The sequence below is a fragment of the Streptomyces sp. NPDC046805 genome (assembly GCF_040645355.1).
Taxonomy (GTDB): domain Bacteria; phylum Actinomycetota; class Actinomycetes; order Streptomycetales; family Streptomycetaceae; genus Streptomyces.
In genome coordinates this window covers 56243-80473 of sequence record NZ_JBEYYC010000028.1, presented here as the reverse complement: position 1 = coordinate 80473, position 24231 = coordinate 56243, and the positions used below count along the sequence as shown (strand labels likewise).

Annotated in this window: 17 protein-coding genes; 6 read left to right on the top strand and 11 right to left on the bottom strand. The window is 73.2% G+C overall.

Annotated features, from left to right (window positions below; translation table 11 throughout):
* Window positions 1–97 precede the first annotated feature (97 nt).
* Entirely contained in the window at window positions 98–3745 is a 3648-nt protein-coding gene (locus tag ABZ910_RS27120; protein ID WP_361369699.1) for a S8 family serine peptidase, read from the top strand.
* Here ABZ910_RS27120 and ABZ910_RS27115 read toward each other — a convergent pair.
* The 3 genes from ABZ910_RS27115 to ABZ910_RS27105 are packed head-to-tail and all read right to left on the bottom strand — an operon-like array spanning window position 3708 to window position 7676.
* Window positions 3708–5090: a carboxyl transferase domain-containing protein gene (locus ABZ910_RS27115; protein WP_361369698.1), complete on the bottom strand. Its 1383-nt coding sequence runs from the start codon at window positions 5088–5090 to the stop codon at window positions 3708–3710. The two genes, ABZ910_RS27120 and ABZ910_RS27115, sit on opposite strands and share 38 nt — an antisense overlap.
* Window positions 5083–6567: an acyl-CoA synthetase gene (locus ABZ910_RS27110; RefSeq protein ID WP_361369697.1), complete on the bottom strand. Its 1485-nt coding sequence runs from the start codon at window positions 6565–6567 to the stop codon at window positions 5083–5085. Before ABZ910_RS27110 ends, ABZ910_RS27115 begins: the two co-directional genes overlap by 8 nt.
* Window positions 6568–6614: 47 nt before the next feature.
* Window positions 6615–7676, bottom strand: a complete 1062-nt coding sequence (locus ABZ910_RS27105) for a MerR family transcriptional regulator (protein ID WP_361369695.1) — start codon at window positions 7674–7676, stop codon at window positions 6615–6617.
* 180 nt (window positions 7677–7856) lie between these two features.
* Between ABZ910_RS27105 and ABZ910_RS27100 the strand changes: the two genes are divergently transcribed.
* A complete protein-coding gene (locus ABZ910_RS27100) occupies window positions 7857–8750 on the top strand; it encodes a hypothetical protein (protein WP_361369693.1) in 894 nt (297 codons plus the stop codon).
* Here ABZ910_RS27100 and ABZ910_RS27095 read toward each other — a convergent pair.
* The 6 genes from ABZ910_RS27095 to ABZ910_RS27070 all read right to left on the bottom strand — a co-directional run bounded on the left by ABZ910_RS27095 (window position 8740) and on the right by ABZ910_RS27070 (window position 17687).
* Window positions 8740–9354 carry a hypothetical protein gene (locus tag ABZ910_RS27095; RefSeq protein WP_361369691.1) on the bottom strand — a complete coding sequence of 205 codons (615 nt, stop codon included), beginning with the start codon at window positions 9352–9354 and terminating at the stop codon, window positions 8740–8742. The two genes, ABZ910_RS27100 and ABZ910_RS27095, sit on opposite strands and share 11 nt — an antisense overlap.
* Window positions 9355–9397: 43 nt before the next feature.
* On the bottom strand, window positions 9398–10804 hold the full coding sequence (locus tag ABZ910_RS27090) for a pyridine nucleotide-disulfide oxidoreductase (protein WP_361369689.1): 1407 nt from the start codon (window positions 10802–10804) through the stop codon (window positions 9398–9400).
* Entirely contained in the window at window positions 10801–12057 is a 1257-nt protein-coding gene (locus tag ABZ910_RS27085; protein ID WP_361369687.1) for an MAB_1171c family putative transporter, read from the bottom strand. Before ABZ910_RS27085 ends, ABZ910_RS27090 begins: the two co-directional genes overlap by 4 nt.
* A complete protein-coding gene (locus tag ABZ910_RS27080) occupies window positions 12054–12644 on the bottom strand; it encodes a toxin-antitoxin system, toxin component family protein (protein ID WP_361369685.1) in 591 nt (196 codons plus the stop codon). The genes ABZ910_RS27085 and ABZ910_RS27080 overlap by 4 nt, the downstream gene beginning before the upstream one ends.
* 165 nt (window positions 12645–12809) lie before the next feature.
* The gene (locus ABZ910_RS27075) at window positions 12810–15809 is read right to left on the bottom strand and encodes a beta-galactosidase (protein ID WP_361369683.1); all 3000 of its coding nucleotides are present in this window, start codon (window positions 15807–15809) and stop codon (window positions 12810–12812) included.
* 168 nt (window positions 15810–15977) lie between these two features.
* Window positions 15978–17687, bottom strand: a complete 1710-nt coding sequence (locus tag ABZ910_RS27070; protein ID WP_361369682.1) for a histidinol-phosphate transaminase — start codon at window positions 17685–17687, stop codon at window positions 15978–15980.
* A gap of 225 nt (window positions 17688–17912) precedes the next feature.
* Here ABZ910_RS27070 and ABZ910_RS27065 point away from each other — a divergent pair, with 225 nt between their 5' ends.
* Together ABZ910_RS27065 and ABZ910_RS27060 are read left to right on the top strand one after the other, a co-directional pair.
* Window positions 17913–18734, top strand: coding sequence for a hypothetical protein (locus ABZ910_RS27065; protein WP_361369680.1), 822 nt, complete (start codon window positions 17913–17915; stop codon window positions 18732–18734).
* A 237-nt stretch (window positions 18735–18971) separates the two neighbouring features.
* Window positions 18972–20129, top strand: a complete 1158-nt coding sequence (locus ABZ910_RS27060) for a serine hydrolase domain-containing protein (RefSeq protein WP_361369678.1) — start codon at window positions 18972–18974, stop codon at window positions 20127–20129.
* Window positions 20130–20255: 126 nt separating this feature from the next.
* Here ABZ910_RS27060 and ABZ910_RS27055 read toward each other — a convergent pair whose 3' ends face one another.
* Window positions 20256–21284 carry an NADP-dependent oxidoreductase gene (locus ABZ910_RS27055; RefSeq protein ID WP_361369677.1) on the bottom strand — a complete coding sequence of 343 codons (1029 nt, stop codon included), beginning with the start codon at window positions 21282–21284 and terminating at the stop codon, window positions 20256–20258.
* Between the two features lie 112 nt (window positions 21285–21396).
* Between ABZ910_RS27055 and ABZ910_RS27050 the strand changes: the two genes are divergently transcribed.
* Both ABZ910_RS27050 and ABZ910_RS27045 read left to right on the top strand, forming a co-directional pair.
* Window positions 21397–21834, top strand: a complete 438-nt coding sequence (locus ABZ910_RS27050; protein ID WP_361369675.1) for a MarR family transcriptional regulator — start codon at window positions 21397–21399, stop codon at window positions 21832–21834.
* Window positions 21835–21938: 104 nt separating this feature from the next.
* A complete protein-coding gene (locus ABZ910_RS27045; protein ID WP_361369673.1) occupies window positions 21939–22733 on the top strand; it encodes an EI24 domain-containing protein in 795 nt (264 codons plus the stop codon).
* A 10-nt stretch (window positions 22734–22743) separates the two neighbouring features.
* Here ABZ910_RS27045 and ABZ910_RS27040 read toward each other — a convergent pair whose 3' ends face one another.
* Window positions 22744–24012 (bottom strand): pyroglutamyl peptidase, encoded by a 1269-nt coding sequence (locus tag ABZ910_RS27040; protein WP_361369671.1) that lies wholly within the window; start codon window positions 24010–24012, stop codon window positions 22744–22746.
* Window positions 24013–24231: the final 219 nt, after the last annotated feature.

Sequence of the window (24231 nt, the reverse complement as noted above, 5' to 3'; positions counted from 1 at the left end):
CCCGCCAACGCCTCTCGACATCCGGGTGATTCGGCCCCGGCGACACTCTTCGCAGCACTCGGCACTCGACGCGCTCCATGAACAGAGAGAGGCGTGGATGACCAGAGGACCAGTCGGCCGTGGGGCGATTCTTGTGGCGGCCGGGCTCGTGATCGCGCTGCTGCCGACGGCTGCGGTGGCGCAGGCAGCCGTGAAGGAGGCCGCACCCGCGGGCCCGCCGACCGCCTCCACCACCGTCACCCTCGTCACCGGCGACAAGGTCACCGTCACCGACCTCGGGCACGGGAAGAAGACGGTCGCCGTGCGGCGGCCGCCCGGGGCCGGCGGGGCGGTGCGGACGCAGACGAGTGACGGGGAGATCACCGTCGTACCGGACGAGGCGCTGCCGTATCTGCGGGCGGGCACCCTGGACCGGCGGCTGTTCGACGTGAGCGGGCTGATACGGCAGGGGTTCACCGACCGGAAGACCGACGGGCTGCCGCTGATCGTGACGTACGACCAGGGGATACGGCCCGTCGCCCCGCCCGGAGCCGAGCGGACCCGGAGCCTCGCGAGCCTGCGCGGGGCCGCCGTCGAGGCGCGCAGGGGGCGCACCTTCTGGCGGGCGTTCACGCGGCAGGGCGGGATCGACAAGGTCTGGCTGGACGGGCGCGTGCGCGCCGACATGGCCGACAGCAACGCGCAGATCGGGACCCGGGCGGCCTGGGACGCGGGACTGACCGGCACGGGCGTCACCGTCGCCGTGCTGGACACCGGCGCCGACCTGAGCCACCCCGACCTCGCGGACCGGGTCGCCACCACCAGGAACTTCACCGACGGCGGCCAGGACCCCGCGGACGTCGCCGACCGCAACGGCCACGGCACCCACGTCACCTCCACCGTCGGCGGCAGCGGCGCCGCCTCCGACGGCAGGGAGCGGGGCGTCGCGCCCGGGGCCGCGCTCGCGGTCGGCAAGGTGCTCGGCGACCAGGCGTCGGGCAGCGAGTCCCAGATCATCGCGGGCATGGAGTGGGCGGCGCGCGACGTGCACGCCCGGATCGTCTCGATGAGCCTCGGCACGACCGAGCCCAGCGACGGCACCGACCCCATGGCCGAGGCCCTGAACACCCTCTCCCGGGAGACCGGCGCCCTGTTCGTCGTCGCCGCCGGAAACACCGGTGCCCCGTCCTCCATCGGCTCGCCCGGCGCGGCCGACGCCGCCCTGACCGTCGGTGCGGTCGACTCCGGCGACCAGGCGGCCTCCTTCACCAGCGCCGGGCCGCGGTACGGCGACAACGCCCTCAAGCCCGACATCGCGGCCCCGGGCGTGGACATTCTCGCCGCCCGTTCCCAGCTCACCGACGGCAGCGGCTACTACACCTCCCTGAGCGGTACGTCGATGGCGGTGCCGCACGTCACCGGCGCGGCCGCGCTGCTCGCCGAGGAGCATCCCGACTGGAGCGGAGCGCGGCTCAAGGACGCGCTGATGTCGACCTCGAAGCAACTCGACGCCTCCACCTACCAGTTGGGGGCGGGGCGGGTGAGCGTGCCGGACGCGGTCGGGGCGGACGTCACCGCCACCGGAAGCGCCGACCTCGGCTTCTGCGGCTGGCCGTGCACCAGTGACAAGCGGGTCACCAGAACGGTCACCTACACCAACTCCTCCGACGCGGCAGTCCCGTTGCGCCTCTCCGTGCAGGGCGCCGCGGACGGCGTCGCCACCCTCGCCGACACCGCCCTCACCGTCCCGGCGCACGCCGCCGCGTCCACGACCGTGACCGGCGACGGCTCCCGGGCCCCGGTCGGTGAGACCAGCGGACGTATCGTGGCCACCGACGCGAGCGGCACCCCGGTCGCGCACACCGCGTTCGGGCTGGTCAAGGAAGAGGAGCGGTACACGCTCACCGTCCATGTCAGGGACCGGGACGGCGCGCCCACCGCGGCCGACCTCACCGTGCGGCGGCTCGCCGAGGGCACCGAGGCCCTCCCGGAGCACGTCGACGCCTCGGGCACCTTGGCGCTGCGCCTGCCGCCCGGCACCTACAGCCTCGCCTCCTTCCTCGACGTGCGCGGCAGCCACGGCGCCGACTCGCTCGGCCTCGGCTTCCTCGCGGCGCCCGACATCACCCTCGACCGGGACCGCGACGTCACCCTCGACGGGCGCACGCTGCGGGAGTTGACGACGAGGACGGACCACCGCACCGAGACGCGCCAACTGGTCATGGAGTACGACCGGCAGGCGAACGGCGCCGACCTGTCCGGCGCGGTCCAGGTGCCCCTGACGTACGACAGCGTCTTCGCCGCTCCCACCGGCACCGTGACGCACGGCGGCTTCGAGTACCGGACCGTGTGGCGGCTCGCCAAGCCGCAGTTGGAGGTCCAGGGGATCGGCGAGGCGATCGTCCAGGCGGGCGGCACGCTGATCGAGGGGCACGCCGAACTGCCGCTCGTCGACGTCGGGGACAGCCTCGTCACCGGGGACGCGCGGGGCAAGGCCGTCCTGGCCCGGCTCGCCGACGGCGCCGACCCGGCCGCGCTCGCCCAGGCCGCGCAGGACGCGGGCGCCAAGGCGCTGTTCGTGACCGACGACGCGCCCGGACGGCTCACGGCCTGGTGGGGCACGGACGACAACGCCGACCGGCCGCTGCAGATCGCCACGGTGAATGCCGCCGACGCGGTGCGGCTGCGGGCGGCCGGGCACGTGGTGATGACCGGCACGCACAACTCGCCGTACGTGTACGACCTTTCGCAGGGCCACCGGGGTGCGGTCCCGGACCGCGACCTGACCTACGCGCCGTCCCGTGACCAACTCGCCGCCCTGGACGTGAGGTTCCACGCGGTCAGGCCGGCCGCCGGGGACGAGTTCCGCTACTCGATCACCGACGCCTTCCCGATCGGGCTCGGCTTCCCCGAACGCGTCGACCTCCCGGCCGAGCGGACGGACTACGTCTCCACCGGCCCGGGGCAGCTCTGGCACGAGTCGGTGACCATGGGCGGCGGCAGCCTCGAAGAGCGCGGCGGACCGGTGTCCTACCGGGGCGGCTCCCGTGCGACGCTGAACTGGTTCGGGCCGGTGTGGCACCCGTGGCTGGGCACCGGGCTCGACTGGGGACAGCAGCGCTCCGGGGATCGGATGCGGTTCAACACGCCCGGCTGGGGCGACTCCGGACCCGACCACACCGGCTTCGGCGACGTGTGGAGCGAGGACAGCGGCATGACCCAGGACACGTCGGTGTACCTGGACGGCACGCTGGTCGACCGGCAGACGGGCTCCGGGGCGTACGTGTCGAACGCACCCGCCGACGAGCACACCTACAAGGTCGTCACCGACACCGCGCTGGCCGCCGACCGCTGGGGACTGGCCACCCGGGGCCGTGCCGAGTGGACCTTCAGGTCGGCGGCCACCCCCGAGGGGGAGTGGAGCTTCCTCCCTCTCATCAACCTCTCCTTCGATCTCGGCACCGACCTCGCGGGCGACGTGCCGGGCGGCGGCCGGGTGCCGGTGTCCGTCGGCGCCGCGTACGTGGCGGGCGCGTCCGGCACCGGAACCCTCGGCCGCGCCGGGCTCGACGTGTCGTACGACGACGGCGCGTCGTGGCACACCGTCGAGCTCAGCGCCGGCCGCGGCGCAACCTGGCACGGCACGCTGACCGTGCCGCCCGACGCCGCCCACGTCTCCCTGCGGGCCGCCGCGAGCGACGACCGGGGCGGCGCGGTGACGCAGGAGATCATCCGAGCAGCGGGGGTGCGGGCGGCGACGCGGTAGGGGATGGCCCGGGGTGGTCCACGATGCCGCGGATCACCCCCAGCTCCACCAGGTCCTGCGGCCGGACGCGGAGGTGACCGGCCGTCGCCTCCACCTCCTGCGGCGGGCGCTTCAGGATCGCCGCGGCCGCCTCCGGAGCTATCACCGAGAAGTAACTGTCCGGTGTGGCCCAGGTGTTGCCGGGCGCGGCCAGCGCCAGCGCGCCGCCCGAGCCGCCCTCGCCGATCACCAGCGTGGTGACCGGTGTGCGCGCGGTCGCGATCGCCGTGAAGAGCTCGGCGATCGCGGGGCCCGCGCCCTGCCGCTCCGCCTCGGCATCGTTGGCCGCGCCCGGTGTGTCCACCAGGGTCAGCACCGGGATGCCGAGCCGGTCCGCGAGCCGGACCAGACGGGCCGCCGTACGGTAGCCGGCCGGGCGGGTCGCCGTCCCGGTCTGCGCCGCGTACGCCACCGTACGTCCCTCGTGCTCCCCGAAGCCGCACAGCATGTCCTCGCAGTCGCGCCCGCCGCACCGGTCGCCGCCGATCGCGACGCGGCGCGTGAAGTAGGCATCCAAGTAGGTCCGGGCGCGCGGGCGTTGCGGTGCGCGGGCGCGCTGGACGGCGTCCCAGCCGGTGGCGGGAAGGCCGGCCGTCCCGAGGGCGGGCGGCAAAGGCGCTTCCCGCGCGGGGGTGGTCAGCAGCCGCAGCCACGTCGCCAGCGTCTCCCGCAGCTCCTGCGGCCGCACCACCGCGTCCGCCGAACCCGCCGCCACCTGGGCCTCGGCCGTGTACGCGGCCGGGTCGGCGTCCGGCGGCCGGACCCGCGAGCCGGCGAAGCCGACCTGGGCGCCGGGCAGTGCCAGGACCACGTCGGCACCGGCGCCGAGGGTGGCCCAGGCGCCGCCCGTCGTCGGGTCCCGGAGCACCGCGATCTGCGGCAGGCCCGCCTCGCGGGTGAGCGCCGACTGGCGGGCCAGACGCTGGAGTTGGGTCAGGGCGGCCATGCCCTCCTGCATCCGGCTGCCCCCCGTAGCCGCCAGCGTGACCACCGGGAGGCGGCGGTCCCGCGCGTGGGCGTACGCCGCCTCCAGCCGGTCGCCGGTGCGCTCGCCGAGCGAGCCGCCGAGGAAGCCGAACTCGAAGACGATCAGCACGGCACGGGTGCCCCCGATGCTCGCGGTGCCGCAGACGACCGACTCCTCCTCGCCGGTACGCGCGGCGGCGCGGGCGCGCGAGGCGTCGTAGCCCGGCCAGGAGATCGGGCCGTCGGGCTCGGACGGCCTGTCCCCGTACGGGATTTCGGTGAAGGTCGAGGCGTCGCAGAGCAGGGTGACTATCTCGCGCGCCGACAGCCGCTCAGGCACCGCCCAGCGCCCGCTTCATGATCTTCCCCATGTCGTTGCGGGGGAGGGCCTCCAGGTGACGCACGACGCGCGGACGCTTGTGCGGAGCCAGGCGACGGGCGACATGATCCGCCAACTCGGCGTCGGACGGCGGCTCGTGGGGATCGGCCGGCACGATCCAGGCCACGATCCGCTCGCCCAGGTCCGCGTCCGGCTCTCCGGTGACGGCCGCCTCGCGCACGCCCGGATGCTCCAGGAGCGCGTTCTCGATCTCACCGGCGCCGATCTTGTAACCCCCGCTCTTGATCAGGTCGGTGGCCTTGCGGCCGACGATGCGGACATAGCCGTCGGCCTCGCGCACCGCCATGTCGCCGGTGCGGAACCTGCCGTCGGCGGTGAAGGCGGCGGCGGTGGCGTCGGGCCGGCCCAGGTACTCGGTGAACAGGTTCGGACCGCGCACCTGGATCTCGCCGACGCTCTCCCCGTCGTACGCCGTCAGGACCGTCCCGTCCTCCTCCACCAGCCGCAGCTCCACGCCCGGCAGCGGCACGCCGACCGTCCCCGGGCGCGGCTCCCCGTCGGCCCGCACGCTGGTGTTCATCAGCGTCTCCGTCATGCCGTACCGCTCGATCACCCGCTGCCCGGTCGCGGCCGTGATCCGCTCGTGGTCGTGCACGGGCAGCGCCGCCGAGCCGGAGACGAGCAGCCGCGCCCGGCCGAGCGCCTTGGCCAGGCCCGGGTCGCCGGGCAGCGCCTCGGCGATGCGGTGGTACATCGTCGGCACCCCGAACAGCATGGTCGCCCCGCCGTTCAGCTCCCGGGCGACGCCCTCGGTGTCGAAGCGCCCCAGATGCCGCACCGACCCCCCGCGCCGCAGCGGCCCGAGCACGCCCAGCACCAGCCCGTGCACATGGAACAGCGGCAGCCCGTGCACCAGCACGTCGTCCCCGGTCCACTGCCAGGCGTCGGCCAGCGCGTCCAGGGTCGCGGCGACCGCCCGGCGGGGGAGCACGGCGCCCTTGGGCGGACCGGTGGTGCCGGAGGTGTAGACGATCAGGGCGGGGTCGGTCTCGGCCGCACGGTCCTCGGGGAGGGTGCCGGTGCCGTGCACGTCGACGTCGGCCCTCCCCCAAGCTCTCGACTCCGCTCGAGCAAGGGGGACCCCCGTCACATCACCGAGCGCGGCGGGAAGCCGGGTGCCGGGCGCGGTCAGGACCAGCGACGGAGTGCTGTCGGAGAGGATGTGCGCGAGCTCCTTCTCTCCCGACTTCGGGTTCAGCGGCACCACGGCCACCCCGGCGAGCAACGCACCCACGACCGCGACGGCGGTCTCCAGCTCCGGGGTGGCCCAGACGGCGACCCTCCCGGCATCCCGGACCCGGTCGGCCACGGCACCCGAGGCGGCGCCCAGCTCCGCGTACGTCAACGACCGGTCGCCGAACCGCAGGGCGACTCGCTCGCCCGAGCCGCCCCGCAGGGCCGGAAAGAGAGAGGACACGCGCTGTACTCCTTAGCTTGTCGGAGACGACAGCACCCTTCCTACCCTCACGCCTGCGCCTCCACCACATCGGCGACCACACAGCTCACGTTGTCCGGACCGCCGGCCCCGTTCGCCTCGTCGACCAGCGTGCGCACCGCGTCGTCCGGCGCCGGGGCGGCGGACAGCAGCCGTTCGATCCGCTCGTCCGGTACGACCCCGGACAGGCCGTCGGAGCACAGCAGATAGCGGTCGCCGGGCCGGGCCTCCTGCAGCTTCAGGTCCGGGGCGGCGGGCGCCTCGCCGCCGAGGGACTTGAGCAGCAGGGCGCGCTGCGGATGGGCGGCGGCCTCCTCCGGGGTCAGACGGCCCTCGTCGATCATCGACTGGACCACGGTGTGGTCGTGGGTGATCCGGAACAGGCCGCCGTCGCGGAGCAGGTACGCGCGCGAGTCCCCGATGTGGACCAGGGCCAGCCGGGACCCCGTCCACAGCAGGGCCGTCAGCGTCGTGCCGACCTCCCCGCTGCCGCCGGCGACGTCCTCGACGGCCCGGCTCGCGCCCTGCACCGCGTCCTCCAGCAGATTGAGGACACTGCCCGCGGGCAGCTCCGCGCTCTCCAGGGACTTCAGCGCCTCCACGGCGGCGCTGCTCGCGGGCGCCCCGGCGGGCCCGTATCCGTCGGCGACGGCGAGCAGCCGCGCGCCCGCGTACGCCGTGTCCTGGTTGGCGGGCCGTACGCGGCCGGTGTCCGAGTGGGCGGAGTAGCGCAGTTCCAGCATGGTGGTGTCCTTCCTCGACTCTGCGGTCAGGTGGTCGACGAGGAACGCGGTGAGGTCCCGCCGTACGGCCGTCTCCGCCTCGACCCGCGCCCAGTACGCCCGGATCTCGCGGGCGGCCTCGGCCGGTTCCAGCGCGCACACCGTCCGGATCTCGGCCAGCGGCATCCCCAGCCGCCGCAGCCACGCCACGAGCCGGGCCTGTTCGAGCTGCCCGACGGCGTAGTACCGGTACCCGGTGACCGGATCGACCCGCGCGGGCCGCAGCAGGTCCAGCTCGTCGTACAGCCGCAGCGCCTTGGGCGAGAGCCGGCAGGCCTTCGCGAAGACCCCGATCGTCAGCATCTCCATATGCCGGCCACCCCCGTACGACCGCTCCCGCACGCGTCCTCGTCGTCTCCCCACCGATGCTGGGGCTTCACCGAAGGGGAAGGTCAAACCCGTTGCAACGGTTGCGGGGAAGGTGGTTAGCCTGCGAGCGGATCATCCCCGGCGATCCGCGCCGGCATCCGTACGACGAGGGAGTCCGCCGTGCCTCGCATAGCCCTTGCCACCTACGACCCCGGAGCCGAGCCCGGCCGGGACGGCGATCTGCCGGTGCTGCTGCGGGCGTTGAGCGACGCCGGGGCCGAGGCCGTCGCCGCGCACTGGGACGACCCGGAGGTGGACTGGGCCGGGTTCGACCTCGTCGTCATACGGTCGACCTGGGACTACGCCTGGCGGGCCGAGGAGTTCGTGGCGTGGGTGGAGCGGGTCGAGAGGGTGACGCGCCTCGCCAATCCGGCCGCCGTCGTGCGCTGGAACACCGACAAGCGCTATCTCGGGGACCTCGCGGCGGCCGGGGTGCCCGTCGTGCCGACCCGCTACCTCGCACCCGGAGACGCCGGTGAGGTGAGTGTCCGCGACCTGCCGGACGACCACGAGTTCGTGGTCAAGCCGACCTTCGGCGCGGGCGCCCGGTTCGCCGCCCGCTACACGCCCGACGAGCGCGAGACGGCCGTAGGGCAGCTGGCGCGGATGCATGACGAGGGGCTGACCGCGATGGTGCAGCCGTACGTCGCCGGCATCGACGTCAGCGGCGAGCGGGCCCTGCAGTTCTTCGGCGGCCGTCTGCTGCACGCCAGCCGCAAGCGGGCCGTCCTCGCGCCCGGTACCGCCTACGACGCCGACAAGGTGCCCCACCCCGACCTGGAGTCGTGGACCCCGACCCCGGCCGAAGTCGCCGTCGCCGAGCGCGCTCTGGCCGCCGTACCGGAGGCGCTCGAGCTGCTGTACGCGCGCGTGGACCTCGTCGACGGGGACGACGGGGAGCCCCGGGTGATGGAGCTGGAGCTGATCGAACCGACTCTCTTCCTGTTCCTGCATCCCGGGTCGGTGGACTCGGTGGCCGCGGCGATCCTGAAGGCCGCCGCCGCTACTGCCTGACCGGCTCGCCGACCGCCGTCCGCTGCAGCAGCCCCCACGTGAACTCGGCGACGACCTCGCGCCGTACGCCCTGCGCGTCGGGGGCCCTGAAGGTCAGGCCGAAGCGCGTGGGGGCCGTGCCCTCCAGGGGGCGGGCCGGGGCGAAGGCGCGGGCCGCCTCGTCGACCGTGCAGGACCAGGGGGTGAGGTCCTCGACGGTCCTCAGGGCCGGCGCGGCGGCTTCCGGCGCGCGGACCAGCCACTCGTTCCAGACCACGCCGTCGGGGGCGACGAGCACCTCGAAGCGCAGGTCGGGCCAGAGGGGGACGGGCCACTGCCAGACCGCGCACTCCAGGTCGCCGATCGTGCGCTTGCCCTCGGACTCCGGCGGGCCCAGGACCGAGCGGTACAGGGAGGCCGCCGGGCGCGACCGCGGGGAACGGAGCATGGCCTGCCAGCGCCTGTTGGCCTCGCGCATGTCCGCGGCGGACGCGCCCAGTTCGCGGCGGGCGTCCTCGACCAGCTCCGGGTGGTGGTCGGCCATGCGGCGGAGCAGGACGAGCTGGAAGTCGCGCGGTGTGAAGGGAGTGGTGGGGCGTTTTCCGGAGGGGGGCATGCGGACCATCGTCGCCGACGCACCGCCCCGTCCTCTCCGGAAACCGCCGCGTTCACGGGATGCCGACCGCCTTCCGCTCCTTGGCCGTCAGCGGCGGCCCGGTCAGCGGCGGCCTCAGCGGGCCGATCGCCGCCGCCAGGAGTACGGCGGGGGTGAGCAGCACCTCCGCGCCCCGCTCCAGGGACGTCACGTCCGTGACCCGGCGGGCGACGCGGCCGTTGCCGGTGGCCGTCCGCATCAGCCGGTCGACGTACGCGGCCACGAGCCGGTCCCTGAGCGTGGGGCCGTTCTCCGTGGCCCCCGGGTAGAACACGTCCTGGCCGATGGCCAGGTCCCACGCGGCGCCGACCGGGCGGGCCACCGCCTTCTGGACCCGGGGTGACAGTCCCGGCGCGCCCCAGCCCTGGCGCCGTATCACGTCCCGCAGGATGCGTACGCTCTGGGCGGCGGCCGCCAGGCCCTGGCCGTAGATCGGGTTGAACGCGGCGAGCGCGTCGCCGACGACGGCGAAGTTGCCGGGCCATACCGGCAACCGCTCGTAGAAGTAACGGCGGTTGACGGTGGCGCGGGTGACCGACACGTCGGAGAGCGGTTCGGCGTGGGCGAGCAGGTCGCCGATCAGCGGGTGCCGCAGCCCCTCGCGCGCGAACCGGAGGAAGTCGTCGTTCGCCGCGGAGGGTTCGCCGCCGCGGGTGCCGGACAGGGTGGCGATCCAGCGGCCGTTCTCGATGGGGACCAGCCAGCCCGTACGGCCCGGGACTCCGGCGCGCGGGTCGGGCTGCACGCTCACGACCGGGAAGCCGTCGCGGGCCTGGTCCGGGGCGCGGTAGAGCCGGCTGGCATACACCAGCCCGGAGTCCACCTCCCGCCGCTCCACGGCCGGCAGTCCGAGCGCGGCCAGCCACCGGGGTGCCCCGGAGCCGCGTCCGGTGGCGTCGACGACGAGGGCGGCGGCGACGGTGCGCTCCCTCTTGTCCCGCGCCCTGATGCGGACGCCGGTGACGTCCGTCGCCGTCCCCGTGAGCCCCAACACCTCGGCCCCGCCGATCAGTTCGATCCTCGGGTCCGCGAGGACCTCCCTGCGGATCGTGGCGTCCAGCAGATCGCGCCCGGCCAGGATCACATGGTGGGACTCGGGCCAGCGGCGGAACCAGCCCTGTGCGGACAGGGCGACCACGTCCGTCGTGACCGGGAGCCGGTGGGCGCCGGCGCTCCGGAGGGCGTCGGTGATCCCCGGCAGCAGTTCCTCCACAGCACGGACGCCGCCCGACCACAGCATGTGGGCGTGCCGGGCCTGCGGCAGCCCCCGGCGGGGCTCGGGACCGTCGGGCAGCACGTCGCGGTCGACGACCACCACACGGTCGGCGAACTCGGCGAGGGCCCGCGCCGTGAGCATGCCGGTGTGGGACGCCCCCAGCACGACGGCGGCTTTGGCGACGGGGGTGGCGCGTGCACTCATGCGCGGACACTCTCTGCCGGGGCGGTCGCCCGGGCGCGTACCGCCGCGATGTCGTCGGGGTGGCTCAGAGCCCGGGACACGGCCTGGATCTGCTGGAGCAGGGCGGTGATGTCCGGGCCGGACAAGGCGGCGGTGCCGTCGCTCTCCGGCGCCCGCTCGCGGTTCTCGACGGCGTCCAGGATCGCCACGGCGGCGGCGAGGGCCTCCGCCCGGCCGTGCTCGGCGCCGAGGGCGAGGGCGGCCTCGTATGACCGGATGCGCAGGTCCTCGTCGAGGTGCCGGGAGAGCTGCAGGAGCGCGTCACGGATGAACGTCTCGCGGCGGATCAGGCGCAGTTCGCCGGTGGCGCGCGGGGCGAAGGGCTCGCGGTCGCCCGTGACGGTGCGCATCAGCAGGTACAGGGGGCGCAGTCGCCAGTGGCTGACGCGCATGCGCCGGTGCTCGGCGAGGTACTGGCCCGCGTGCGGAATGATGAAGCCGACGGCGACCAGGGTGGCGGACACGCAGGCGGCCGAGGGCGCCAGGTACGTGCTCAGCCAGTCCAGGTCGTGGCCGGTCCAGCGGGCGGCCACGGCGGTGAGCTTGGAGGCGTCGAAGAGCAGGTTCGTCGCGTAGCCGACACCCAGGCTCCTCAGCCCCCAGCGCAGCCAGGCGTCGAGGCCGGCAGTGCGGATCCAGTTCCAGATCAGCCGTGCGGTGATCGAACAGGCCACGGTGTGCGCGGTCAGGTAGAGCAGGATCTCCTCGCGCATGAACGGCGTGTTTGCGTAGTAGGTGTCCAGGTCCCGCAGGCGTTCCACGGGGACGTCGGCGAGCGTGAACAGCACCCACAGGGCGGCCACCACACCGGCGTAGACGGAGACGACCCACCGGGTCGCGCGGCGGGTCGCGGCCGAGCGGTCGGCGAGCCCGTTGCGCCAGGCGATGATCAGCAGCAGCCAGGACGCGCAGAGCGCCGTGAGCAGGGAGTACACCCAGGGCGCGGAGATGTTCGGCACCCCGGTGACCCGGTTGGTCCAGGCGATGGTCTTCGGGGCCGCGAAGACGAACACCGCGCAGGCGAACAGCAGCAGGCCGCCGACGGCGCGCAGCATGGGGTCGCGCCACATCCTGAGGATGCCGGGCAGTTTGATCGCCAGCGCGACGGTCAGGACCGCCGCCGGGAGCCAGAAGGAGACGTACAGGCTGCTGAACAGCCGGGACAGGTCGGCTCCGGCCGTTTCGGCGGCCAGGCCGAGGGCGTCGAGCGTCATCGTGTCGCGCCTCCGCGGTAGCCCAGGGAGCGCTGGACCGGCCCGGGCCTGGTGCAGGGCCCGCCCCCGGACAGCAGGGGCCGGAAGGCCGCGGCGAGCCGGTGTCCGAAGCGGTCGGCCTCGGCCTCGTCGGCCTCGCGGGAGCCGTTGCGGGCGGCGACGGTCAGGGCGATGTCGTCCCGCCCGGCGAGTGCGTGGACGGTTGCCGCGCCGACGCCGTGGTGGTGCCGGTGCCCGGCGTGCAGATGCCACAACTCATGGCCGAGGATGACCAGTTGCTGCATCGCCTCGGCCCGCTCCTCGACGATGACCAGGTCGAAGTCCGCGAACTCCACCCACAGGCCGGTGACGTCGATCTCGTCGGGGAAGCGCTCGAAACGCAGCTCGACGGGTCGCCCGCCGCGCCGCGCGCTCATCTCCGCACACAGCACACGGCATAACTCCCCTGTGCCGGACGGGGGTCGGGGCCGTGCACCCACCGCATGCGCGAGGCCGGAGACGAGGCCGCGCTGGGCGGAACCCGGACGGGAGCGCCGGAGCCTCGCGGCGATCCGGACCACCCGCCGACGCACGCCCGCGAAGTCCATCGCCTCCCCCTTCGCGCCGCCGGACGGCGACGCGTCCGAGGTTACGCGCCCGGACGTGTCCGCGTCAGGTGATCCGACGGCCATGGTTCAACCGAAAACGACCGGTGGTCTCCCGGCAGTTCGGGGACCACCGGCACTCCACTGTCCCCCCGGAGCACGCGCCGATCAGCGCCCCGGCGACGCCACCGGTGTCACCGGCACACCCCCCGCCGCGCTGCCGAGCAGCGTCAGCTGTACCTTCCCCGGCCCCGACTCCGTGGTGCCGTCGGAGAGGACGGCCAGGGCCAGGGTGTTGGTGCCGCGGGTGCGCAGGATGCCGTTCGGGAGGACGAAGGTGTGCTGCGGGCCCACGTCGTTGATGTACTGGCCCATGTTCCAGCCGTTCAGGAACACCTGCACGCGGTAGGCGCGGTCCGGGTCGTCCTCCAGGGTCAGCCCGACCGAGGCGTCGATGTCACCGGGGACGGACAGCTTGAAGGTGGTCCGGTACCAGGTCACTCCCTGCCCCCGGTCGGCGCGCGGCAGACGGGCGGACTTCCAGCCGCCGTCCGCGAACCCCGGCAGGTGCCAGCCCTCCCGCTCCCCGTACAGCCCGCCGTTGTTCTGCGGCCCGCGCACGGGGTCGGGCGCGGTCTCGCCCTGGATGCGCCAGCTCACCTTCGGTGAAGCCCCGTCGAAGGTGACCCCGGTGAGCCCGCGTGCCACCTTGTGCGTGTCGAGGGCCTTGCCGTCCTCGTCGTGCTGCATCCGCCGGACGAGCACCGACAGTACGTGCTTGCCGTCCTGCGCCAGTGCCTCGCGCAGCTCCTTCCGCTTCTTCTTCGGCAGGTTCGACAGGGAGAAGGCCGCCGTGTCGCTCCAACTTCCCTTCCTGACCGTGTCCTTGCCCGGCACGGGCATCCGGTGCGTGCCCAGGGGCTCGCCGTCCAGCCAGGCCATCAGCATGCCCTGCGTGCCCGTGCTGTAGGTGAGGGACACCGACTCCAGACCGGCGGTGTCGCCGAGGTGCCCGCGGTACCAGACGTCGCCGTAGTGGAAGCCGTAGTCGTCGGCGAACAGCACCGGCTGTCCGTCCGGCACGGGAGTGGTGCTGTACGACGACGTGCGGTCGGCGACCGTCCACGCCGAGTCGTCGAACCCGGGCGCGGACTCGGGGTTCTCGGCCTTCCGCCGCCAGCCGCCCAGCGCGGGCAGCGCCGTGTGCGGCGCCCCGGGCAGCAGCGCGGCGGCCGACAGGCTGCCGGCCCTGGTCGGGCGGGTGGCCACCGGACGCCCGTTCCACACCACGCTCCCGATGCCGCGCGGCCCCCACACCTCCAGGCCGGTCTGCTGGATCGTGTCGCCGGTGAGATGGACCGCGGAACCGTCCAGCGCGGCATGGCGCACCAGCTCCGGCCCGTAGACCAGCACGGTCCCGGACGGGGTGTCGTACGGGAACATGCGCGCCGAGGTGGCCTCGTCGGCGAAGAGCAGCAGCAGCGGCGTCTCGCTCTCGCCGTGCTCGACCAGCACCCGGGTGAGCCCGCCCTGGCCGAGCGGCACGGTCACGTGCAGGGCGCCCCGGTCGTAGACCCAGGCCGCATCGAAGTCGAGCCGGGTGACGACGGGTTCGCTCGGGCACTCCAGCACGAGGTGCGCCATCTCGCCGTGCCGCCCGGTGAACACGGCGATGTCCTGCCGTCCGGCGGTCAGGCACATCATCGGCTGGGCGGTGGAGTGCCGCAACGTCCGCTTGCCGAGGGAGAGTCCGGCGGCCAGCAGCCGCGCGTCCCGGGGCGGGACGGTGATGTCCAGCTTGCCCCGGGCCGTCGGCAGCGTCGAAGTGACCTCGTCCGCACCGTCGTTGCGCACCACGTACACATGGGCGTGGGTGTCCGGGTTGGTGAGGTGGTAGACCGTGAGTCCCGCGGCGGTGACGGCCGGCGCCTTGTCGAGCTTGGCGAAGTCCGGTACGCGCTGCAGGAGATGACCGAGCTGGTGCATCGGGACGATCTTGTCGGTGACGCCGCGCCCCTCGTCGATGGCGGCCCCGTAGTCGTACGACGTGTAGACGACCGGCGCGGGCAGCCAGCCCCAGGACGTGCCGCCGAAGGTCATGTAGACGTTGTGCAGGGTGATGCCGTTGGCGAGGTTGGTCAGGTAGAAGCGCCGCTCGTACGCCGCGTCCCGTGTCCGCCGCGACTCGGCGTACCCCTTGCCGTCGAACCACGCGCCGCCCCAGGGGTCGAACCACCCGCCCCCGAACTCCGGGACGAACCCCGGCGTGTGCGGACTGGCGGTGGCGCCCCCGGTGAGCCCGCCGGAGCCGAAGAGGCCCCAGTCGGGCGGCGTCTGGGAGGGCGACGGATACCCGTCGAAGCCGTACAGCCAACGCCCCGTCTCGCCACCGGTGTCGAAGGAGCCCGGCACCCAATGCCCGTTGCGGCCCTTGTCGTTGTGGAAGAGGGGGACGTCGACCCCGTCCGCGCGCACCTTCTTGTACAGGTGCGCCATGTAGTCGCGCCCGGTCGCCTCGGTGACGTGGGAGTCGTACTCGTTCTCGATCTGGTACAGCAGGACCGTTCCGCCGCCGTCCGTGAGCTGATGGCGGCGGGCGATCCGGTTCACGGCCGTCAGCCACTCGTCGACGTGCGACAGATAGGTCGGGTCGGCGGTGCGGGCGGTGCCCCGCGTGGCCGTGAGCCAGCCAGGGAAGCCGCCGCCGTCGATCTCGGCGTTGATGTACGGCCCCGGGCGCAGGATGACGTACAGCCCGGTCTCGGCGGCCGTGCGCAGGAACAGGTCCAGGTCGCGGATGCCCGTGAAGTCGTACTTCCCCGGGGCTGGGGAGTGGTAGTTCCACGAGACGTAGATGCTGACGGCGTTGTAGCCGTGGGCCCGCATCTTCTGCAGCACGTCGCGCCACAGGGAGGGGCTGGGCAGCCGGAAGGGGTGCATCTCGCCGGACCACACGACGAGCCGCTTGCCGTCGACGAGGAGCGAGTAGTGGTCGTGGCCGATGGTGCGCCGCCGTCCGTCGGCGCGGGGCGGCGCGGGCGCGGGACCGGTCGGCACGCTGCGCGCCGCGTACGCCGAGGGTGCCCCCGGACCGGCGCTGCCGCCCAGCGCGAGGCCGAGCGCGGCGGAGCCGGCCAGGGCACTGAAGGTTCGTCTGCTGAGTGCCAAGGGTTCCTCCCGGGCGATCTTACGGGGCACGGGTTCGGCCATTCTCCATGGAGGCGTGCCCCGTGACGGACCCGGGAGGACCCTTGCGCGGGCTGATTAGGCGGTACGGGCGGTGCGGGAGTGTGCCGTACGGCGCCTGCCCGGCCCGCGGCCGATGCCGGGCAGCCGCTACCCCGCCTGCCCCATCCCGGCCGCGTCCGGCCAGCTCTGGGCGTTCGGCCAGCCCGTCGCCGGCGCCGGGGCCAGGACCGGGGCGGCGGGTGCCGGTGCTGTCATGCCGCGGACCTGGGCCGCGGTGAGACCGCCGCGGGCGGGCACACCGGGCGGGGTAGGCGCCGGCATCGGGGCCGCGGCAGGCGCCGGTACCGGAGCGGGAGCAGGCGTGGGAACCGGAACCGGGGCCGGCGCCGGAACAGGCACAGGCGCGGGCGCGGGAGCCGGCACCGGAGTCGGCACGGGCGCCGGTGCGACCGGAACGGCCAGGGGCTGCTGCGGCCCAGTCTGCGCTGCTGCCGCCATCGCTGCCGCTGCCGGCAACGGCATCCCGCCGGTGCCCGGCAGGGCGGCGGCGGGGAAGTGCATGCCGGTGCCGGGCCCGGTGGGGACGGGGGCGGCGGCCCCCGCGACGGCGCCGGCACCGGCGGTCGGGGCGGCGAGCCCCGGCATTCCGGACCCGTTGGTCGAGCTCACCAACCGGTCCACCGCCGCCGTACCCGAGCTGTAGTTGGTCCCGGTACCCAGCTCGGGTACGGCGGCTCCCCTCCCGGGCTCGTAGAGCACCGACTCCAGGCCGGACACCAGGCGACGCACGTCCACCTGGGGGCGCACCACGAGCCTCAGGAAGCGGCTGGAAGAACCGATCTTGTTGCCGCACTCGCGGACCAGGATCCGGTGCTCGGTGAGCATCCGGTCCCGGACCACGGTGCCTTCGGCGCCCACGGGAAGACGCACGAAGAGGAAGTTGCCCTGTGAGGGGTAGACCGTCAGGCCGGGCAGGGCGGAGAGCCGGCTGGCCATCTCCAGCCGGTCACGGCGCACCTGCAGCAGACTCTGCGCGTACTCGATGCCGTGCTCCCGCAGCATGAACACCACATGCTCGGCAAAGGAGTTGAGGTTCCACTTCGGCAGCATCGAGCGGATACGGCCCGCCAGCGCCGGGTTGGCGACGAGATAGCCGAACCGTATGCCGTGCAGCCCGAAGTTCTTGCCGAGGCTGCGCAGCACTACGACGTTGGGCCGCAGCATCGCCTCCTGGACGACGCTGGGTTCGGCCTCGGCGTCAGCGAACTCCAGGAACGACTCGTCGACCACCACCAGGTCCAGGTCCGCCATCGCGTCCATGAACTGCACGATCGCGTGCCGGTGGAGGAAGCCGCCGTCGGGGTTGTTCGGATTGCAGATCACCGCGACCCGGGTGCCCCGGGCCCGGATGAACTGCGCGTACTGCGCCAGGTCCAGGGCGAAGCCGCTCGACTCCTGGAGCGGGAACATGTCGACCCGCTTGCCGGTCTCCATCGGCTGGTCGGTCCAGCGGCCGAAGGTCGGCACGGGCACCGCGAGGGACTCGCGGACCAGCAGATGGTCGATCCAGGTGATCAGCTCGGTCGAGCCGTTGCCCATCGCCACGCACTGCGGCGGCAGCTGGAGCAGGCCGCACAGCTCGGCCGTGATGGTGTCGGCGCCGCTCGGGTAGTACGTGATGATGTCCCGGAGCCGGGCCGCCATCTCGTCGAACATCGCCGGGGTGGGGAAGTACGGATTGCAGGGGATGCAGAAGTCCACCGGGCCCGCCCCGTCGCCGCCCTCCCGCGTCAGCGCCGCCATCGACGGGCTGTGCGCCGCGGTGCTGCGGAACAGCGAGGTGACGTTGTCGGCCATGGAACCTCCGGTGCGGCGAGCTGGATCGTCCATGGATACGAACACGGCGGGGTCGATGTTCAACTCGTGTGACACAAGGGCGTCTTGGTGCGGCGCGACTACCGCTCCGCAACCCCAACCCGGACATAGACACCCCAGGTTTTCGATAACTCTCCCGCTCCCCTACGGAACCTTCACAAGGATGCCTAGGAACGTTACCTGTCGGGAACTTACCCTTCCGGCGTCATGGACTATTGCCACCCGTGCCGACGGCACCTCAACGGCGCCCTGGCCTGTCCGGGCTGCGGCACACCGGTCGAAGCGCTGCGCGGTCGCCCTCAGGAAACCGGGGCGCACCAGCGGCAGCAGTCGTACGAGCGCCAGAGCCAGGACGCGTACCAGGACGAGTACGCGTACGACGGCCAGGACGGCGTCGAGGCCGACGCCGACGGTGGCGAGGACGCAGGTGACGACGGCGAGCCGCGCGGCCGGGCGGCCCGCCGCCGGGAACAGGGCCGAGGCCGGAGCCGGGCGCGCGGAAGGGGTGCGGGCGGCCCGGCCGGTGCGGACGCGAGCCGGCGCGACCGGAAGGCGGCGGTCCACCGCCGTCGCCGTCGCCGTACGCTCGTGCTGGTCGCGGGCTTCGTCCTGGTGGCCGGCGGCCTGAGCATCGCGGAACTGGGCATGGACGCTCCCTTCTCCAGCCACAAGCCCGCGGCGGCCGGCGACGCGTCGGTCGAGAGCGACGCGTCGCCCTCGGCGCCCCGGACGACCGGCCCCGGGGGCTCCGGCTCGGCCGGCACCACGCCCGCGAGCCGCGCAACGTCCCCTTCGACCTCGCAGTCGACCTCCGAGTCCCCGACGGATGAGGGGTCCACGCCCCCGAGCGACAAGAGCACGCACACATCGCAGCAGGCGACGTCGGGCACGGGCGCGACGAAGGCCCCCGCGCCCCCGGCGAGCGCCCCACCGCCCGCCCAGCCGACCACGGCCCCGCCGACGTCGAACCCGACTCCGACCCCTTCGCCGTCGAAGACGTGCCACAGGGTCCTGTGGTGGTGCAGCTGACCCCCTCCGCTGCCCCCTCTCCCTCTCTCTCCGCGGGCGACCGCTTCCGCCATGCCCCGTGCGGCCCCTTCGCCATCGGCCATCCGGGGCATCGGTGACACCAACCCGGCTTCGGCGCTGTTGAGTCGAACGGGCATCTCTCGCCGTACCGGTCTCAGGAACCACAGAGGAGGTACGCGTACGGAAGAGGGCGGTTCGCCGTGGAGCGGCGGACGGCGGTTGAGTTGAGGAGAGCGGATGACGCAGGAGATCACCGTCCACGGCACGGTCGCCGACGGCTACGAGGCGGTACGCGAGGAGTTCGCCGCGTTCGCCGCCACCGAACATATGGACTACGAAGGGCAGTTGTGCGCATACGTGCGCGGGCGCCGCGTCGTCGACCTGTGGGCCGGTGACGGCGTGGACGGGGACTGCCTCTACGGCGTCCACTCGGCCACGAAGGGGGCCGCGCATCTCGTCGTGGCGATGCTCGTGCAGGACGGCACGCTGGAACTGGACCGCAAAGTCACGTATTACTGGCCGGAGTTCAGCGCCGAGGGCAAGGGCGCGCTGACCCTGCGCGACCTGCTGGCGCACCGGGCCGGCCTGGTCGGCACCGACACCGGCTTCACCTCCGCGGAACTGGCCGACGACCGCGCGATGGCCGAACGCCTGGCGGACCAGCGCCCGTTCTGGCGCCCCGGCACGGCCTTCGGCTATCACGCCCTGGTCATCGGTGCGTTGACCGGCGAGGTCGTACGGAGAGCGACAGGCCATACGACCCAGGAACTGTACGAGGAGCGGGTCCGCGCGCCCTACGCCCTGGACTTCTACCTGGGCCTGCCCGCCTCGAGGGAGCCCCGCTTCCGCACAGTGCAGCCCATGCGCCCGACCGCTGAGCAGCAAGCGGCGCTGGACGCACTCCGGAGCGCCCCGCACACCCTCCAGGCCATCGCCTTCAACCGGCACGGGCCCGAGCCCACCGACCTGGCGGCCCTCCCCAACGACCGCCTGGTGCGGGCCAGGGGCCCGGCGTCGATCGGTGGCGTGGCCTCGGCGCGGGGTCTCGCGGGCCTGTACGCGGCGGTGATCAGCGAGGTCGACGAGAAGGCGCCGCTGCTGAAGCCGGACACGGTGGCCGAGTTCGGGATGGTGCACTCGACCGGGTACGACCTGGTGGCGCGGGCGCACAAGTCGTTCGGGCTGGGCTTCCAGGCGACCGCCGACACCTGGCACCCGTTCCTGGGCGCCGGCACCATCGGCCACAGTGGGGCGGCAGGCTGCCAGGCCTTCGCCGACCCACGCAGCGGGCTGGCCTACGGCTACACCCGCCGCCGTTTCACCTACCCGGGCGGAGCGGCCCCGGAAAACAACCGCCTGGCCAAGGCCGTACACCAGGCAGCACAGGCGAGCTGACTTCAAAACCAAACGGCGAGGGCCCACCAAGTCCCACTGTCCCAACGCGTCGGCCGTGAGAGAGCCGGAGGGGCGCCCTCGACACCGGCTCAGGCGCCCCGCAGGCGAACGAACCAAATGGAGGACTTAAAGCTTGACGACCATCTTCCCCACGTTCTCCCCCCGCAGCACCCCGAGGAACGCGTCCACGGTCTTCTCGATCCCCTCCATCACGGTCTCCCGGTACTTGAGCTCCCCCGAGCCGATCCAGGGGCCGACCTGCTGCACGAACTGGGGCTGCAGGTCGTAGTGGTCGCCGACCAGGAAGCCCTGCATGCGGCCGCGCGTCGCGATGAGCCGGGCGAGGTTGCGCGGGCCGGGGGCGGCCTCGGTGTCGTTGTAGACGGAGATCATGCCGCAGATCGCGATGCGGCCGTGCAGGTTGAGGAGGCCGATGGCCGCCTCCAGGTGGTCGCCGCCCACGTTGTCGAAGTAGACGTCGATGCCGTCGGGGGCGGCGGCGCGCAGCTGCTCGGCGACCGGCCCCTTCTTGTAGTTGAAGGCGGCGTCGAAGCCGTACTCGTCGACGAGCAGCTTCACCTTCTCGTCGGACCCGGCGGAGCCGATCACGCGCGAGGCGCCGAGGAGCTTGGCGAGCTGGCCGACCTGGCTCCCGACGGCACCGGCCGCGCCGGAGACGAAGACGATGTCGCCCTCCTTGAAGCCGGCGGTGCGCAGCAGGCCCGCGTACGCGGTGAGGCCGGTCATGCCGAGCACACCGAGGTAGGCGGAGAGCGGCGCGGCGTCCGGGTCGACCACCACGGCCTGCTTGGCGTCGATGGTGGCGTACTCGCGCCAGCCGCCGAAGTGCAGCACGTGGTCGCCCGGGGCGATGCCGTCGGCGTGGGAGACGACGACCTTGCCGACGGCGCCGCCCTCCATGGCCCTGCCGAGCTCGAAGGGGGCGATGTACGACTTCGCGGCCGACATCCTGCCGCGCATGTACGGGTCGACGGAAAGGTACTCGTTCCGGACCAGGATCTGGCCCGGTCCGGGCGGCCGGATCTCGCCCTCGGCCAGCTCGAAGTCCTCGGGCTTCGGCCAGCCGACCGGACGGCTCTTGAGGTGCCACTCGCGGCCGGTGGCGGGGATCGTGGGGGTGGGGTGGTCGGACATGAGATCGCGCCTCTCCTGCAGGGGTCCGTTGGCGAGCGAAATACTTCAGTACCTGAAATAACGATGCCCCTGAATATTTCAGGATGTCAAGTGACCGAGTACCCTGGAGCGCATGTCCACCCCACACGGAACCCGCCGCCCGGACGCGCTGACCTCCGAGGTCGTCGAGCTCATAGGCGATGTCGTGGCTCGGTTCTACGCGGACTACGAGGAGGCGGCGAGCGAGCACGCGCTGACCGGGGCGCAGGCGCGGCTGCTCAGCCTGCTCTCGCTGGAGCCGCTGCCGATGCGGAAGCTGGCCCGGAAGCTGAAGTGCGAGCCGTCGAACGTGACGGGGATCGTGGACCGCCTCGAGTCCCGCGGCCTGGTGGAGCGCCGCCCCGACCCCACGGACCGCCGGGTGAAGCTCGCCGCCGTCACGGACGAGGGCCGCCGCGTCGCCCAGGGCCTGCGGGACGGCCTGCGCTTCGCCCGCGAACCGCTGGCCGGCCTGTCCGACGAGGAGCGGCGGTCACTGCGGGATCTCCTGCGCAGGATGCTGGACGCCTGAGACGCCCGGCGAAGGCCCGACGGACGCCCAACGGGTGCTGGACGGTCCAGGACGGATTCCGGACGGTCTGGAAGGGGCGAGAACCCCCCGGATAGGGTTCCCCCATGCGTGATCTCGGGGTGGGTTTCGGATATCTCCTCAAGGGCCAGCGGTGGATGGCCCGCCACAGGAAGCAGTACGGCGCCGGGCTGCTGCCCGGCCTGATCACCCTCATGCTGTACCTGGCGTCCCTCGCCGCACTCGCCCTGTGGGGCGGCGACCTCGTCTCCTGGGCCACCCCGTTCGCCGACGACTGGTCGAGCCCCTGGTCGGGCCTGTTCCGCGGCCTCCTCACCGTCGTCCTGTTCGCCCTGGGGCTCCTGCTCGCCGTCCTCACCTTCACCGCGGTCGCCCTGCTGGTCGGTCAGCCCTTCTACGAGAGCCTCTCCGAGAAGGTGGACCGGGACGTCTCGCCCGACGGTACGGCTCCGGAGTCCGGCCTCTCCTTCTGGCGCGAGCTGCGGACCTCGGCCGGGGACAGCCTGCGCATCCTGGTCCGCGCCGCCGTCTGGGGCGTCCTGCTCTTCGCGCTCGGCTTCCTGCCGGTGGTGGGCCAGACGGTCGTCCCGGTGATCGGCTTCTTCGTCACCGGCTTCTTCCTGACCGAGGAGCTCACCGCGGTCGCCCTGCAGCGCCGCGGCTTCGGCCTGCGCGTCCGCCTCGCCCTCCTGCGCTCCCGCAAGAGCCTGGCCTGGGGCTTCGGCACGCCCCTCGGCCTGGCCTTCCTGATCCCGGTCGTCGCGGTGTTCCTGATGCCGGGCGCGGTCGCAGGCGCGACACTCCTCGCCCGTGAGCTGACGGGCGAGGAGATCGTCGAGGAGGACACGGAGCCCGTCGAGGACGAGCGGATCACCTCTTAAGTCGAGCCGCCTACTTCCCGAACGCCTGCCTTCCGAACGCCGCGTCCGCCGCCACCGTCACGATCGACCGCACCTGCGCGATGATGTCCAGCCGGTTCCGCACGAACTCCGGGTCCGTGACCGTGCCGGTCGCCGGGTCGGTGTTGCCCGCACCGAACTGGAGCACCGGTGTGTGCACATGGCCGCCCGGGAGGGTGTCGTGCAGGCCCAGCCGGTCCCGCAGCAGGGTCGCCCGGTAGGCGATCTCGTTGGACAGGTAGTTGCCGCCGGCCCCGGCCCGGGCCGTCGAACCGGGGGTCGGTCCGTCCGCCCGTACGACGGGATCGGCGGAGCCCGCCGGGATCTCCGTGACCTCCGTGTGGTCGTACACGGGGAAGCGCCCGGTGTGCGCGGCCACGATCTCCTGGTACGGCAGGGTGGTCGTCGTCCACTGGGGCTGGGAGGCCGGGTCGGAGACCGGCACGGTCTCGGTCCGGGAGACGTTGTCGTTGTCCGGGAAGCCGCCCCGCCAGGCCCCGTTGGTGCGCTCGACGTCGAACCGCCCGACCCGGCCCTGGCTCACGGTCGTGAACAGGTCCACCTGCGGCAGATACGGCCGTAGCGTCCGCTCCACCGTTCCCTCCGCGAAGTCCTCCCAGCGCACCGGGAACACGGCCGTCTCCACCCGCGCCGGACCGTCCGCCGTCTCGATCACCGTGCCGTCGAGCGCGAGGGCGGTGGCACCGGACGGGTTGGAGATGCGGATGTCCCGGTCGAGGGTGAACGGGTCGAAGCCGGTGACGAGGACGCGTCTGATCGCCGCTCCCCGCGGATAGCGGATGTCGGTCTGACCGCGCGACGTCCGCTCCAACCGGTCCATCAAAGCCGCTCGTTGCACTTCGCTCAGCCCGAACTCAGGCTCGTACGACCGCACTTCCCGCGTCATGCCCAATCGCGCCCAGTACAGCGGCCGGTCGTCGTCCCGGCTGAGGTCCCCGCCCGCCGGGCCCCGCCCCTGCGCCCGGCCGACGGCCCGCCGCCACAGCGCCGCCCCGCTGTGTACGACGAGGGCGCGGGCCTGCGTGTACGACTGGGCGGACGCGAGCGTGCGGGCGAACTCCGGTGCCACGGAGGCGAATCCGGAGCGCTGGAGGATCTCCTGGGGAACGGCGCCGTCGAGGCGCCGCTCCTCGACGGTGGGAGGGGGAGTCGTCTGGGCGGAGGCCGTCGTAGTGGGGGCGGCCAGGCCCGCCAGCAGTGTCAGTCCGAGCAGTCCGATCCGAACGCGTAGGGAATTCACGGAGATTCAGACCCTTCCTTCGCCGTGGAGGGAGAACGGGGGGTTGGAGGAGCGGTGCGGGACGGCGGAAGTATGGCGTGCCGGAAGGAGCCCCGGCCATGGTGCGGGCCGCTTGTGTACGGGCCGATGTGCCGGGGCGTATGTGAAGGGTTCGTACGAGATCGCCGCGCGGCGCTCCAACGCCGACCGCTGCCCACCGGCCACGATTAACGTCTGCTC